10 protein-coding genes (1 of these 10 only partly in view) are annotated in these 15,000 nt (G+C 26.8%); 3 read left to right on the forward strand and 7 right to left on the reverse strand.

Features of this window, described 5'->3' with window-relative positions:
* From MBCUT_RS02325 to MBCUT_RS11670, 5 genes are all read right to left on the reverse strand, one after another.
* Positions 1 to 1,663, reverse strand: a 1,663-nt coding sequence (locus tag MBCUT_RS02325; protein ID WP_394327048.1) for a beta strand repeat-containing protein, incomplete at its 3' end; no start/stop codon positions are given.
* Between the two features lie 773 nt (positions 1,664 to 2,436).
* On the reverse strand, positions 2,437 to 3,285 hold the full coding sequence (locus MBCUT_RS02330; protein WP_067258362.1) for a BRO-N domain-containing protein: 849 nt from the start codon (positions 3,283 to 3,285) through the stop codon (positions 2,437 to 2,439).
* A 66-nt stretch (positions 3,286 to 3,351) separates the two neighbouring features.
* Positions 3,352 to 3,543: a RhuM family protein gene (rhuM, locus tag MBCUT_RS02335; protein ID WP_067258365.1), complete on the reverse strand. Its 192-nt coding sequence runs from the start codon at positions 3,541 to 3,543 to the stop codon at positions 3,352 to 3,354.
* Positions 3,544 to 3,563: 20 nt separating this feature from the next.
* Positions 3,564 to 3,722, reverse strand: coding sequence for a hypothetical protein (locus tag MBCUT_RS10725; protein ID WP_157082436.1), 159 nt, complete (start codon positions 3,720 to 3,722; stop codon positions 3,564 to 3,566).
* Positions 3,723 to 3,767: 45 nt separating this feature from the next.
* Positions 3,768 to 3,890 carry a hypothetical protein gene (locus MBCUT_RS11670; protein ID WP_281177922.1) on the reverse strand — a complete coding sequence of 41 codons (123 nt, stop codon included), beginning with the start codon at positions 3,888 to 3,890 and terminating at the stop codon, positions 3,768 to 3,770.
* A gap of 446 nt (positions 3,891 to 4,336) precedes the next feature.
* On the opposite strand from MBCUT_RS11670, the gene MBCUT_RS02340 reads away from it, so the two are divergent.
* Positions 4,337 to 6,592, forward strand: coding sequence for a hypothetical protein (locus tag MBCUT_RS02340; protein ID WP_067258369.1), 2,256 nt, complete (start codon positions 4,337 to 4,339; stop codon positions 6,590 to 6,592).
* A gap of 282 nt (positions 6,593 to 6,874) precedes the next feature.
* On the opposite strand, the gene MBCUT_RS02345 is transcribed toward MBCUT_RS02340, so the two are convergent.
* Together MBCUT_RS02345 and MBCUT_RS10730 are read right to left on the reverse strand one after the other, a co-directional pair.
* A complete protein-coding gene (locus MBCUT_RS02345) occupies positions 6,875 to 9,388 on the reverse strand; it encodes a beta strand repeat-containing protein (protein WP_067258372.1) in 2,514 nt (837 codons plus the stop codon).
* Positions 9,389 to 9,722: 334 nt separating this feature from the next.
* Positions 9,723 to 9,863: a hypothetical protein gene (locus MBCUT_RS10730; protein ID WP_157082437.1), complete on the reverse strand. Its 141-nt coding sequence runs from the start codon at positions 9,861 to 9,863 to the stop codon at positions 9,723 to 9,725.
* A 447-nt stretch (positions 9,864 to 10,310) separates the two neighbouring features.
* On the opposite strand from MBCUT_RS10730, the gene MBCUT_RS02350 reads away from it, so the two are divergent.
* Together MBCUT_RS02350 and MBCUT_RS02355 are read left to right on the forward strand one after the other, a co-directional pair.
* Complete coding sequence (locus MBCUT_RS02350) at positions 10,311 to 13,118, forward strand: U32 family peptidase (protein ID WP_067258375.1); 2,808 nt, start codon at positions 10,311 to 10,313, stop codon at positions 13,116 to 13,118.
* Between the two features lie 268 nt (positions 13,119 to 13,386).
* Positions 13,387 to 15,000, forward strand: the 5' portion of a protein-coding gene (locus MBCUT_RS02355) for a MutS-related protein (RefSeq protein WP_067258378.1). It continues 327 nt past the right edge of the window; only the first 1,614 of its 1,941 coding nucleotides appear in the window; it begins with the start codon at positions 13,387 to 13,389; the stop codon falls past the right edge of the window.

Genomic DNA, 15,000 nt, shown 5'->3' on the forward strand with positions numbered 1-15,000 from the left:
TTGTTTCATTAACAGTTGCATTTGCAGTATTGTTAGATCCTTCGATCGTAAAATTTCCAGTAGCATTAGTAATGTTGTATTGTTCTAAATCAGCACGTATGTTGTATGTTCCTTTATTTGGTGCAGTATAAGTAAATATTGCAATACCGTTTTCATCAGTAACTGCAGAACCAATTAACTCATTATTAGCATAGAAATTAATTGCCTCACCAATAAGCTTTTCACCAGTACGTTTGTTTGTAGCTACTACAACAATAGTTACTTTATCTTTAGAAACACTAATAGATAAAACAAGATTGGATTGATAATAAATCCTACCACCAATAGTAGTATTACCATTATCAACGAGATTATTAATAGTATTATTTTCACCAGTAATAGACAAATCACCATTATTAGTAACATTACCTAATACATTGTTATCACCACTAACAGACAAATCACCATCATTAGTAACATTACCTAATTCATTATTATTGCCAACAGTAGTATTACCATCATTAATAAGATTATCAACAGCATTATTATTGCCTAAATCAGCATTACCATTATTAACCAAATCACCAATAGAATTATTCTCACCACTAACAGACAAATCACCATCATTAGTAACATTTCCTATGGTGTTGTTATTACCAACGTTAGCATTACCCTTATTAACAAAATCTCCAACAGTATTATTGGTAAAATTATTACCATCTATACGACTTATATTACCATTATTAGTAATTCCTCCACCATTAGGTGCGGTATTATTAATGAAATCACAATCATTTATAGTGGTATCATTACTACCAATAGTCCGAATAGCCCCACCTTCTTCATATGCATAATTATCAACAAAGGTACAGTTATCTATAATATCTCCTGAAGCACCATAACCAATACCTATTCCTCCACCATTTTTTGCACCATTGCCTATAAAAGTAGAATTAGCTATAATACAATTATTACCATTCATATTGATAGCACCACCATTATGGCTACCAGTGTCATTTGTAAAAGCTGTATTATTTATAAACGTACAGTTGTTTAAAGTAAAATTATTACTATTAGTACTGATTGCTCCCCCATGAACTGATGCAAAATTATCTATAAAAGTGGAATCAACTATATATACATTTGAATTAGTAGAAACATGGAGTGCTCCACCGATAGCAGCAGAATTATTTATAAAATTGGTATTAATTATATTAACGTTACCAATTATTGCTCCACCCGTATTATTAGCATGATTATTTTCAAATGTACAATTAATAATAGTTACATACCCAACATTATATATTGCTCCAGCATCACCATTACTGTATCCATTTATGAATGTTATATTTATGAATGTTACAGTTGAGTTACTGTTTACTGAGAATATTCTTCCTAATCCCTGTGCATCAATTATAACTGTATTAGTGGGTCCAATCCCTCGAATTGTCACATTTTTACCAATACCTACCCCTGTATTGTTAGTACCTGAGTAATTACCTTGTGCAAGTTCTAAAGTATCACCATCATTAGCAGTAACTAAACCTTGAGCAATACCACCACCATTTGTACTATTATTAACATCAACAGTAGATGCAAAACTAGCTTGTAAACTAAGCATTACAAATAATGCAAGTGTTACTAGCAATATCATCTGAACAGATGTTTTTTTAAATTTATTCATAATATTTTTCACCTCTTTTTGAACATTAAATTATTACTTTTTTTATATGTTGAGTCGTGTTTTTTCTTAATTAATGTTCATATGATTGCCAGCTATTAATTAAAAGACTAAAAATATTTAATAATTCTACTAAAGTTATTGTTTCGATACATGAAAAAACTTGTTAGTTCATAAAAGAACAGTTAGTATACTATTAAACTATTAATCTTTAATCACTGGACAATTATACTTATAGTAATTACCCATATATAAAGATATCAATTCTACAAACTCCATTACTAATTTACGAACAAATAAGAACTTAGATACAATTCCATAAACTGCCCCCCCCCCCCTTAAAGTTTTAAGAACTTAAAACCATCATAACAAAAATTAAACACAAAAAATTATCTTTCTAATGAAAATAAGCTATTTAGTCCATCATTCAACTTTCCATTTATATTTTATTTAAACAAATATAATATTATACCATTGACTAAATATTACAAAAATTCTTCTATTTTCAGGAATCCTTAAGGAAATGCTTAGAAATAATAGATAAATTAAAATAACACTATTAACTAAATTATTAATAATAAAAAAATAAAAGTAAAGAATAATAATAAAAATATAGGGTGTTGAATTTTTAGAACTTTTTTAAGGTCCTAAATATGTTGATTTGTGTGTTTGAATAGTTAGAAAATTTTGTTCATAAAAAGTACGAACAATAAATGATTTGTATTAAATTTAAAGGGTTTTTTCATTGGAAAAACTTAAATATTTAATTAATAATATTATTTTTTCTTTTTAGTTGATTTTTGAACATCTAATAATTCAGGTTCATAAGCATTTCTACTTGTTATAGCAGATCCTCCTGTTTGTTTTTCAAAACTTTTACGAGCATCATGAGCAACACTTCCCCCTCTTTTAGCAACAATTTTACTCTCATGAAAACCTTCAGGGTTTTCAACTTTAGATATTTGAGTAGTTGAAACTTCAGCTAACATATTCAATACTAATTCAACATCACTCATATTATCTCTAAGATTTTCTTTTTTAATATTTTTCAATTGTTTATATTCTTTTGTTGTCAATCCAGACCAAGCTTTAGTTATCTCATCAGTTAATATAGCATATTCAACTCCTTCTTTTACACCTGCCCTATTCCATTCGGCAGTTAATTCTTTTCTGAACTCTACTGTTTTTAATCTCTGAGTAATCCAATTTTCACTATATCCTTTCTTACGATAGTTACTTATAGCTCTTTCAATAGCTAATTGAGGGTCCGCTATTTCATCAAGGTGTTCTTTACCTACATTTGCCAACCAAAGTTTAAATGGCTCTGCATTTGACGATGGTATTGATTGAATTAGCCTTAATATTTGTTCTGTAGTGGCAACATCTGTTTTATAATATTTACCATCAGGAGAAAGCATTTTAAGTTGTACGATATTTTCGTACAACTGACTCCCTTCATTTTTGAGCTTTATTTTTAAGTCACTCCAATATCTTCTAGGGTTCTTACTCTCACTAAGTACTCCTACAACATCAACAACTGAAAAATACCACTCTTCCTTCTCTTCATCCCAATCAGCCCTTATTTTATAATCGTTAAATAATTTTATTTGATTTTTATTTTTCATTGTTTATCCCCATTATTTTATCCATATGTTTAACATTAAAAAATCTTATTGTATTATATTATTATACTAAAATATATAAAATGTTTTATTGACACCCTTTATCTCTTTTATTTTCTCAAATAAATCATCAAGATAATTTTTGCCGAAACAAGGCCCTTTTTTCAATAATTCAACATCTAATGCATATCCTTTAATTATATATTCTTTTAAAATATTCATAGCCCATATTCTAAACTGTGTAGCCTGTTTAGAGTTCATACAATATCCTACTGATATGATTACATCAAGATTATACCATTTTTAGGCCTACCCCTATTTTTAGAATTTATAAAGGATTCCTTTATAAATTCATTTTGGTCTTTAAATAAGGTAGTGGCAGATATGCTTACATTATTTTCAATTAATTCCCCATCATCATAAATATTCACAAAATACATAGCAATATTCTGCCCAGTGGTTCCAAAAATTTCTGCAATAGTCTTTTAACTTGCCCATAATGTTTCATTTTGAGTATCTACTAAAAACTCCCCAGTGACTGCCCCACCTATACCTTTATAAAGTAATGTTTCTGTTAAATGATAATTTTTATTATTTACTTTAATCACTTTCATCATATATGTTTTTTAGTATTTATTAGTTAATCTAAACTTGCTATTGTTTCATTTATAGTATTTGAGTTCTTTCTATATTTGAATGAAAATATATTAATATTAAATAATTAATTAGATTTTTCTTATAGCTATTGAAAAAATATTATATTATCAAAAATATAGGATACTTGTAAAATATTTATACAAATTACTAATAAAATTAATTAAAAAAGAAATCAGAGGAAAAATGTCACAAATATTTAAATAAAATATTATAAAAAATAAATTATAATATTAAATATGAATTTATTTAAAATAAATTATATTAATGTTATTAACTTAAATTATTATGAAAGATTTTTTCATGAAAAACAGATTTTCAATGAAAAAAAACTTTAGTAATCATACATAATATCTGATTTATTTTTTATTTAAATAAAGCTTAAAATTTGTTGATAACAATGGATAGAGAATGTTATGAAAGCGCTTCTGAAATAAAAGAAGTATGTACTAATCTTAGAGCACCTAAAATCGCTATATTCATCTTTCAAAATGATGACTGGGAAAAGAACTGTTTTGAAATAATCGAATCAATGAGTATGGTATGGGGAGGTGCAAAAAATCTTTTAATACCTACTGATGGAAAAACTATTGATAAAAAATTCTGGATTTTACTCGAACATTTTGACCCTGATTATTTATACTCTTGTGATTTTCGTGACGATTATAGAGAAATTTCAGAGGAATTGCAAAAAGATATTTTAAAAAGATTGAATCCTTTTTTCAATAGGGATTTAAGTAAAAATCCTGTAGATCCAAATTTTAATCCATCATATCCTTTAACTATATTAACAGACATAATCTCTAATACAAAATTTGAAAAAAACATAATTTATAGTCCAAAATTTGATTCCAAATTTTCTAATTGTCCAGATCATGTTAAATTAATGATTTATTCTGTTTTAGGTAAATTATCAGATAATCATGGTAAAAAATTAAAAGAACTAGGGATTGATATTGTAGAGACAGGATTTTATGATAATTTTCATAAAGTATTTAATAATGCCAAGAATTTCCAGAATAATTTAGATTATTATCCGTTTTATTATTCTATGGTTAATTTAGACCAATACTATGATAAATCATTTAGGAAAAAAGTTAGGAATAGTGATCCAATAGTTGTTATGGGAAATTCTTTGGATGATTTTTGTTTTTATTATAACTTAAAGAACTTAAGAAATGATGTTTTTTGGATTCCAATTTCTATATTGGAAAATTCAAAAAGCATGAATCCTGTTCCAATGCAAGATAGTTTCAATACTCATTTAACTTCACTTATTTTAAGATTCCTTTCTCGACTAGCGAATCCACTAGACTTTAAACATCAAAATATAATACTCACAAGCATTTCAAAAAGAAATAATGAATTGGAAAAGATTAGGGATGGGTTAATAAGTCAATCTTCCTCATTTTCCGATTCTTTTTGTATTTCTAAAAATCTAAATGATTTATTACCCTATTTTTTCAAGTTGTATGAACATGAAAATACTAATAATTGTTCAAGGGAACAATTTATTGGTTTTAAAAGTATAAATCGAATAAACACGCCTATTCCAAGAAATTTTAATCATAGAAGCTTTGAAAATCACTATTGGATAACAGAAGTAAATATTGAAAGATACAAACTACCTGCTTATTATGTGTTGAGTGATGTATTAGAAGCTCATTTGTATAAAAATAGGGAAATAAGAGTTTCAAAAAATGGATTAGCATATTTTTGCCCGAACATTTTTTATATGGGTGATAGTATTGATAAATATGTCATCAAACCTTATATAAATTTATTAAAGCCTTTTGACATTGCTGAAAAGATTTTTGAGGAATATGGTTTTATAATTTTAACCTCTGATAAGGGTAATTATGAAAGGGAAACCATTGAAAGATTCGGATCATTAGATAAAACACTGAAATTTTTTAAAAATAATAAATATCAAAATCTCTTTAATCATTTTATGTTGAAAAAAAATCCTAAAACTCCAGAGAAAGGGATATTCTTAAATGATGATAAAAGGATATATTTGACTTTAAGTGTTTTTAAAGAATTATTAAAAGATGAAATGAATATAATTGTCAATGACTTTATAGAAAAAGATATTTTACATCGAGGATTTATTTTCAAATGTGAAAAATGCAAATATACTGGATGGTATGATATAGAAGATGTTAATACAAAATTTAAGTGCCGAAGATGTGGAACAACTCAATATTATAATTCTAAACATTTAGTGAGACAAAATTCAGTCGAGCCTGAATGGTTCTATAAATTGGATGAAACAATTTATCAAGGTTATGATAATGATATGATTGTTCCAATATTAACTTTAGGGAGAATTAAAGAAGAAAGTAAAAGTTTTCATTATATTAATGAAATTGAAATCAGAGAGAAAAAATTTCCTAAAGTTCAATATATGGAGATTGACATATGCTGTATATCTGATGGGGACTTCGTTATAGGAGAATGTAAAAAAGAAAATTCACTCAGTGAAGCAGATATAAAGAAATATAAGTATTTATATAATAAAATTGGTGCACATAAACTTATTTTCAGTACTTTTCATGAAAATGGCTGGTCTGAAAATACAAAAAAAAGATTAAAAGAGTTATTAGATGAAAAGATTAATTATAAACTATTTGATAAAAACGATTTATTGGGATAATTTTTCCTAAACGAAGAAATAATTTGATGCCTACTTGCCAACGTTACTAATTTGTTGATTAATTTAAGAAGATTATTCTGAAACTTAATGTTATTTTTGAATCTATTAAAAACTTATTAAAAATAGAAGACTATTAAAAAATTAAAAAATAAATTAAACAACTCCAAATTTCGGAAATGACCTTGCCACTTAATAAAAATAGAAAAAAAGAGGATAGAAAGAATTAATTTTATCCTCAAAATAATTTGTCTTGTTTAATTTTTGCTTATTTTTGTCTTTAGTTTATCTTCTTGTTGGTTTGTAGAATTTTAGTTTGATTTTTACTATTTTTCCAGCTTTTAGGTTTTTGACGAGTGTTTTTAGTAGTTTAGTTTTTTTGTTGTAGTTGAAGTAGACTAGGCCTTTTTTAGCAGCACTTTTTAGTTGTGCTTTGAAGTATTTTTTGAATTGTCGTGATCCTGTTAAATCGCCATAGTTTTTGATTGTGTAAAGTCTATAGTAAATTTTGTAAGACTTTTTATTAACAGTCTTTCCTTGAACTTTAGCTACTCTTATTTTAGTTGGAGTTAATGCTTTATTAACATTTAAAGCTTTTGTTACAGTTGTCGATTCTTTGAATAGGTATTTTCCAGTTGAGTTGGTTATTGTTACTTGTTGAGATTTTGCATAAACACTGTAATTAGCTGTTTTTGGTACTTTGTAAATGAATCTTGCTTCACCGTATTTATCAGTTGTTGCTGAACCTACTTGTTTACCATTAACATAGAAATAAACCTTCTTACCAGATAATAATTCATCTGTGTCTTTTTTTATGACTATTGCTGTTATTGTGATTTGTCCAGTACCTGAAACAACAGTTAATACAGTGTTAGTTTCATAAATGGCGTTAACGGTTACATTACTGTTGTTAATTGATACAGTATTATTACTGCCGGTATTAGCTACGATATCGCCTGTATTATTGGTTGCGTTAGTGTTGTTAATAGCTACATTGTTGTTGTCTCCATTGTTGATGATTAATCCATTATCAGCTGTATTGTTAGTTATACTAGAACCATCGACTGCGATTTTGTTATCATCACCTTCACTACTTACTATTCCATCATTATTACCTGATAAAGTGGTGTTATCTATAGTTATTTCGTTTTCATCACCAGTATTAGCAATTACTCCGCTTTCTCGTGCAGTGTTATTAGTTGCTGTTGAATTACCCAAAACAATAATATTATTATCACCATTATTGTTGACTACCCCACCTTTGGTTGTGGCGTTGTTATTGTTGAATTCAGTGTTATTAGCTGTTAAATTATTATATTCGCCATTGATGTTGATTGCTCCACCATGTTTAGCAGAGTTATTGTTGAATGTAGAGTTGTTAATATTAGTCTCATGGAATTCGCTATTGATATCTATTGCTCCACCATTAGAAGTAGCAGAGTTATTCTCAAACAATGAATTATCTATATTGACTTCACCTTTTTCACCATTAATATCTAATGCTCCACCCATCTTAGCAGTATTATTCACTATAGTACTACCTTCAATGTTAATAGTTTGAGTTTCACCATTAGCATATAATGCTCCGCCTTCTTTAACAGCATTATTATCACTTATAATACTATCTTTAATAGTAAGCACATTATTATCACCAGCAAATCCTATTCCACCACCATTAATACCAGCAGCATTACCAACTACAGTAACATTATCCAAAACAGTATTACTACCATCACCATTAGTAAAAATAGCGCCATAATCATTAGACGCAGTATTATTCTCAAACACAGAATCCTTAATAATATTATCACTATCAGCATTACCAATACCTAAAGCACTAGAATAAGTACCTGCAGTGTTGTTTTCAAAAGTACAATTATCAACCAAACTAGTACTATTAACTCCACCCATATTTGCAGCACCATAATTATTATTTGCAATGTTGTTTTTGAATACTGAATTTTTTAATGTATTATTAGAACCTTCTCCACTTATTCGTAAAGCACCATAATTAGTTGCAGTGTTGTTTTCAAAAGTACAATTATCAACCAAACTAGTACTATTAACTCCACCCATATTTGCAGCACCATAATCAGTGGTTGCTTTGTTGTTTTTGAATATTGAATTTTTTAATGTATTATTAGAACCAGCTCCATTCATAACTAAAGCACTAGAATAAGTACCTGCAGTGTTGTTTTCAAAAGTACAATTATCAACCAAACTAGTACTATTAACTCCATTTATAGTTGTAGCACCATTATTAGAATTTGCTTTGTTGTTTTTGAATATTGAATTTTTGATAGTAGTATTGGAACCAGCTCCATTTATATGAACAGCTCCACTAGCTGGTGCGCTGTTGTTTTCGAATGTACACTCGGTTATGGTTAATATGGTGTTAGCTCCACCTGCTGTGATTACACCACCATTACTTGTGGGGTTTCCGTTTATGAAGGTTATGTTTATCAGTGTTAGGTTGATTCCTGCAGTTATTGTGAATGCTCGTCCACTGTTTTCCATGTCGATTATTGCCATACCTTTGTTTTTACCAGCTATTGTCATATTTTTACTGACTGTGAGATTTTTGTTATCTGCTCCTGAGTATACACCATCTTCTAAGAACAGTGTATCTCCATCTGTAAAGGTACTGTTATTGGTTGCATTAAATTTTATACTACCTGTAGTGTTATTAATAGTATAGTCTGTTGCGTTTGCTGTGCCGATTAAACAAAAAGCGCCCATAGCTATTATTGCGGAAATTATCAAAAATGTTGATAATTTCTTAAATTCATTTTTATACATTATTCACCTCTAATATTTTTATTTAGTTAAATTAGTTATTCACGATCCATTAATAGTAATCAATATTCTATTAAGCATTTTTAGAATAATCAACACTCCATTATGATTATGAATCGTGAAAAAACCTAAAATATGTTGATTCTATATTCTTATTTTATAATATACAAGAACATATCAAACCATATTTTTTATTTAAATATATAATTCATGTACTGCCAGCTATTATTTAAAAACTAAAAAATGCTTAACAATCATCCTACTAACTATACCATTAACAATAAATGAAAAAAAACTTGTTAGTCATCTAAAGAACAGTTAGTATCCTATTAAACTATTAACTCTTAATTACTGGACAAACATACTTATAGTAATTACCCATATATAAAGATATCACTTCTACACATCTCAATACCAAAACAAGAAGAAAACACAAACCAGAACTAATTCCATAGATTGCCCCCCCCCCCCTTAACATTTAAAGAACTTAAACCCAGTTGCAAGAAATTTAAATGTGTAAAATTATCATATTAATGAAAATAAGCTATTTAGTCCATCATTCAATTTTCCATGTGTATTTTATTTAAACAGATATAATATTATACCATTGACTAAATATTACAGAAATTCCTCTATTTTCAGAAATCCTTAAGGAAATGCTTATAAATAATAGATAAATTAAAATAATACTATTAATTAAATTATTAATAATAATAAAAATATTAAATAAGAAATTGAATAATAAAGATAATAAGAAAAAGAAAATTATTGAATAATAAAAAGAAAAATGAAAAAATTATTAAATAACAAAATAAAATTAATATGATTATTAAATACGAAAATAAAAATAAAATAATTCTTAAAGAATAAAATAAAAGACTTTTAGAAATTATATATTAATCATTACAATAAAAAAGGAATAATTATGAAAATACCTGAATTATTAGCTCCTGTTGGATCTATGGAACATTTAAAAATAGCTATATTTGCAGGAGCAAGCTCTGTTTACTTAGCTGGAAAGAAATTTGGAGCTAGGCATTATGCAGAAAATCTAACTTCAAGTGAAATTAAGGAAGCTGTAGATTTTGCTCATTTGTACAATGTAAAAGTTTATGTTACTGTGAATATTTTGATTAAAGAAAAAGAAATAGCTGAAGTGACTGAATATTTAGCAGAACTATATAAAATAGGAGTTGACGCAGTTCTTATTCAGGATACTGGTCTTGTAAGAATTATCAATAATGTTTTACCAAAACTAGTTATCCATGGATCAACACAAATGAACATTCAAAACATAGAAGGCTTAAAATGGGCAAAAAAACATGGAATCAAAAGAGTTGTTCTTCCAAGAGAACTCAATATTTCTGAAGTAAAAGAAATGGTAGAATTCGCTCATGAAAATCAAATGGAAATTGAAATATTTGTTCATGGAGCTATTTGCTATTCTTATTCAGGTAGATGCCTATTTTCATCGATGAATGGAGATAGAAGTGGAAACAGAGGTACTTGTGCCCAACCATGTAGACAGAAATATCAAATAGCTATTGAAGATAAATCTAGATACGATAAGAAAGAAGTGGATAGTAAAAAAGAAAATCAGAAAAATAATGCTTCTAAAATTATTATACCTAATCAAAATAATGAAAATCACATCCTTTCAACAAAAGATCTTTCACTATATAATGATTTGGAAAAATTGTTAGAATTGAATGTAGATTCCTTAAAAATTGAAGGTAGAATGAGAAATAAAGAATATGTTTCTACGGTAGTAAATAGCTATAGACAAGCTTTAAACAAATTAAAATACTCCAATAAAAATGAAAAAAAAAGAAACACTAAAAATAAGAAATATGTCAATCCAAAGGATATTGAAAACTTAAAATTAGCATTTAATCGAGGATTTACAAGAGGCCACTTATTAAATGATGATATTGAAAATATAATGAGTAGAAAGAAGCCTGGACATATTGGACTATTCATCGGTAAAGTAAAAGATTTCAATAAGAAAACAAATGAAATACTTATTGAATTAAATCCTAATTTAAAAAACATTCCTGAGAAAGGAGATGGAATATTAATAGAAAATAAAAATGATAAATATGGATTAGAAATATCTGTAAATCCTAATTTAAAAAAAGATCCAAAAAACCCTAAAAAAAGGACTTTAACCATTAAGAAAATAAGAGAAAATAAAAAAATCAATATTGAAATAGCTAATGGATCCAATGTCTATTTAACAAAAAGAAGAAAAATAACTCAAGATACCGAGAGTATCTTAAATAACAAATCTAAACAAAGCTTTAGAAAATCAATTATATCTCTAAAATTTAGTATTGATTCAGAAAATTATCCTATATTAAAAGGTACATTATTAACCAATGGGGAAAAAATTGAAGCTATTGTAAAAGGAAAAAATTCTTGGGAAATAGCTAAAAACAAACCTATTACCAAAGAACAATTAAAAAAACAGCTATTGAAAATTGGTGACCTTCCTTTTTATATAGAAAATGTTGAAATTAAATATAATGAGAATCTATTCTCTCCAATTAGTAAAATAAACGAATTAAGAAGAGAATTATTCAGAAAATTAAAAATTAATATTGTTAATAGTTATAAACCCAATGAAGATGATTTAAAGATTTCTAAAAAGAATCTTAAAAAATTTATAAAATATATTGAAAATAATCATAACCTCAAAAATAACAATAAATATATTGAAAATAATCATAACCTCAAAAATAACAATAAATATGATGAAAATAATCATAACCTCAAAAATAACAATAAATATATTGAAAATAATCATAACCTCAAAAATAACAATAGATATATTGAAAAGAATAATAATGATAACGGAAATCATGATAATACTATCAATAAACATTCATTATCAATTTATTTAAATGATTTAGAAGTATTAAGAAATATTAACAGTACTGAGACTAATTATAGTCGTGTGTATTTAGAGATACCTCCAAGAGATGATACTAGCCATTATATAAACTTTATAAAAGAAGCAATAGCTATTTCTAAAGATCAGGATTATGAAATAGTATGGAAATGGCCAGATATAGGGCATAAAGATATAAAAGAAAGATTAATAAAAATTGTTGGAATATTAAAAAAATTAAACATCAAAATAAACATAATGACTAGCCTTCTTGGAGTAAACAGCTATTTAAAAGAAAATTATGGTGTTTCTGTCTATGGATCTTATCCATTAAATGTTTACAATATAGAAACTATCCTAAATCTCCAGGATTTTGATTTATTAACTTTATCTCCAGAGTTATCAAAAATAGATTTAGAAATACTAACTAATAGCTATCCATTGAGTATGTGTAATACTTTCCCCAATTTAGAACTTATTGTTTTTGGACATATTGAATCAAGCATAAGTAGAAATGCCTTAATTTCAAAGAAACAGGAAAAATTCATTAGAAAAATAGCCACTGATAGTAACATTGATTATGAAAACATTAATATTTACCTAAATGATTTTAAAGATAAATATTATCCTGTTAAAAACATTGGTGATGAAAATGAAATAATCATCCTTAATCATCAACCTCTTTCTTTAATAAATGATATCCCTAACATAAAATCAATGGGTATCAAAAATTTTGCAATTGATATGAGATGGAAACCTATGGAATATGTAGAAAAGATTGGAAAACTATATTCTAAAGCTATTTTTAACAATAATGAGAAAGATGAAAATTATAAAGAATAAAAAAATTTTATAAATAATAGATAATATTTTATTTACTTTTCAAATGCTCTTTGTGAAACTAGATTATATATAAAAATAATAATTTAAATAAATCTTTTAAATAGTGTTTCTTAATTAATAGTATAATATTATGATAATATAATTAATTAATTAATAGAATAATAGAACAGTTAAAGAAATTATTAATAAGAAATTAATAAATGTGAAAGATGAGAATTAATAAAAGCTGATGAAACACGAAGATAATATATAGTTTAGGTAGTATTATATGAATGATAAAAGACAAATAAAAGTCAGACAACAAGTTGATTTGCAAGAAATCAAAGGAATTGGGGATAGATTATCTGAAAAAATTCTTAAAGCTGTTGGTGGAAAAGAAAAATTAAAAAAGATTGTTCAGGACTTAGATTTAGAGAAAATAACCTCCATCGAAGGAATAAGTCAAAGAAAAGCTATTGAAATAATGAATCAGCTATTAGGAAATCCCACACAGAAATTTTTAAAAAGTGAAAGAGCTGTACAATTATATGAAGAAATCATCCAAAAGATGATAGCCTATTCAAATACAAAGTATGCTGAAAATAGAATTTTGCTCCTTTCACCAAGTAAAGACAAGTTAGCTATTGAAAAACAAGTCATGTCTGTGATGAAAGCTAAGGAAAAAGTTTCTAAACTACCTATCATCAAACTCAGAGGATTGATGAAAAATTTACAGCTTCCAGTTCAAGTTAAACCAAAATATGATCCTAGTAAAGCTATTCTAGTAGAAACAGATGAAGACGGAGATTATCTGATTGACATTGGATTGAATCAATACTATACTATAATCAATGCTTCTTCATCCATGATAGAAGAAGAAATAAGAGGATATGAATTAGTTTATTATGTTTATTCAGAAGGTTTTCTAGATATTGGTGAAATGAGTAATCTAATAATGATCAACAAAGAAGCTCCGGAACATGAAATTGTTCCAGAAATAATTCTAGATTATTTTAATGCAAATCAGGGTCTTTTTAAAAAAGTAGGAGAAATTAGAAAAATACTCAATGAAAAAACCATTTTAGAAGACATACCTCCCCTATTAGAAGAAGTGAATTCTTTAAAGAAACAAGATGTTGACTTAGAAAAGGTTGTTAATTCTATAAAAGAGACTCTAGATAAAGAGATTAAAGAATCTATTAAAAATATTGATCTTGAAGGAGATGAAGTTCTTGATCTTTTAAACAACTCTTTCCCTCCAAAAATAGAAAAAATATTTGAAGAGATTATTCAGAAAGGAAAGATCTCTATAAAGGAGGAAACTGGTATTGACTTCGATCCATTCTTAAAAAAGTATCCTCTTGAAATTGATGAAAAAGAAATTGAAAGAATCAAATTAATGGAAAGTTCAAAAAAAGAGAATAATATATTTGATAAAAAAGTGACTGCAGCTAGTCAATTAGCTAGTATTAAAAGTTTAGCTGAGCAAGAGGTTAAAGAAACCTTAAAATTTGATTATGAATTTACATTAGGCAGTTTTGCATATGAATATGATTTAATGCCTGCAAAAATAGCTAATGAATTCAAATTAGAAGGTGCCCTTCATTTAGAGTTAGGACTTGAAAAGGGAGATCATATACAAAGAATAGATTATGATCTTAGCTATCCTCAAAATGTTGCATTACTTACCGGTGCAAATAGTGGAGGAAAAACTACTTTACTAGAAACCATTGGGCAAATATCAATTATGAGTCAAATGGGACTTCCAGTTTGTGCCAAAAATGCTGAAGTGAAGCTATTAGATGAAATATATCATTTTTCAAAAAAACGTTCCTTAGATGCTGGAGCTTTTGAATCTTTTTTAAATGTTTTCATGCCAATAGTTACTACAGATAGTGAAAAA

This window comes from Methanobrevibacter cuticularis, from assembly GCF_001639285.1.
Taxonomy (GTDB): Archaea; Methanobacteriota; Methanobacteria; order Methanobacteriales; family Methanobacteriaceae; genus Methanobaculum; species Methanobaculum cuticulare.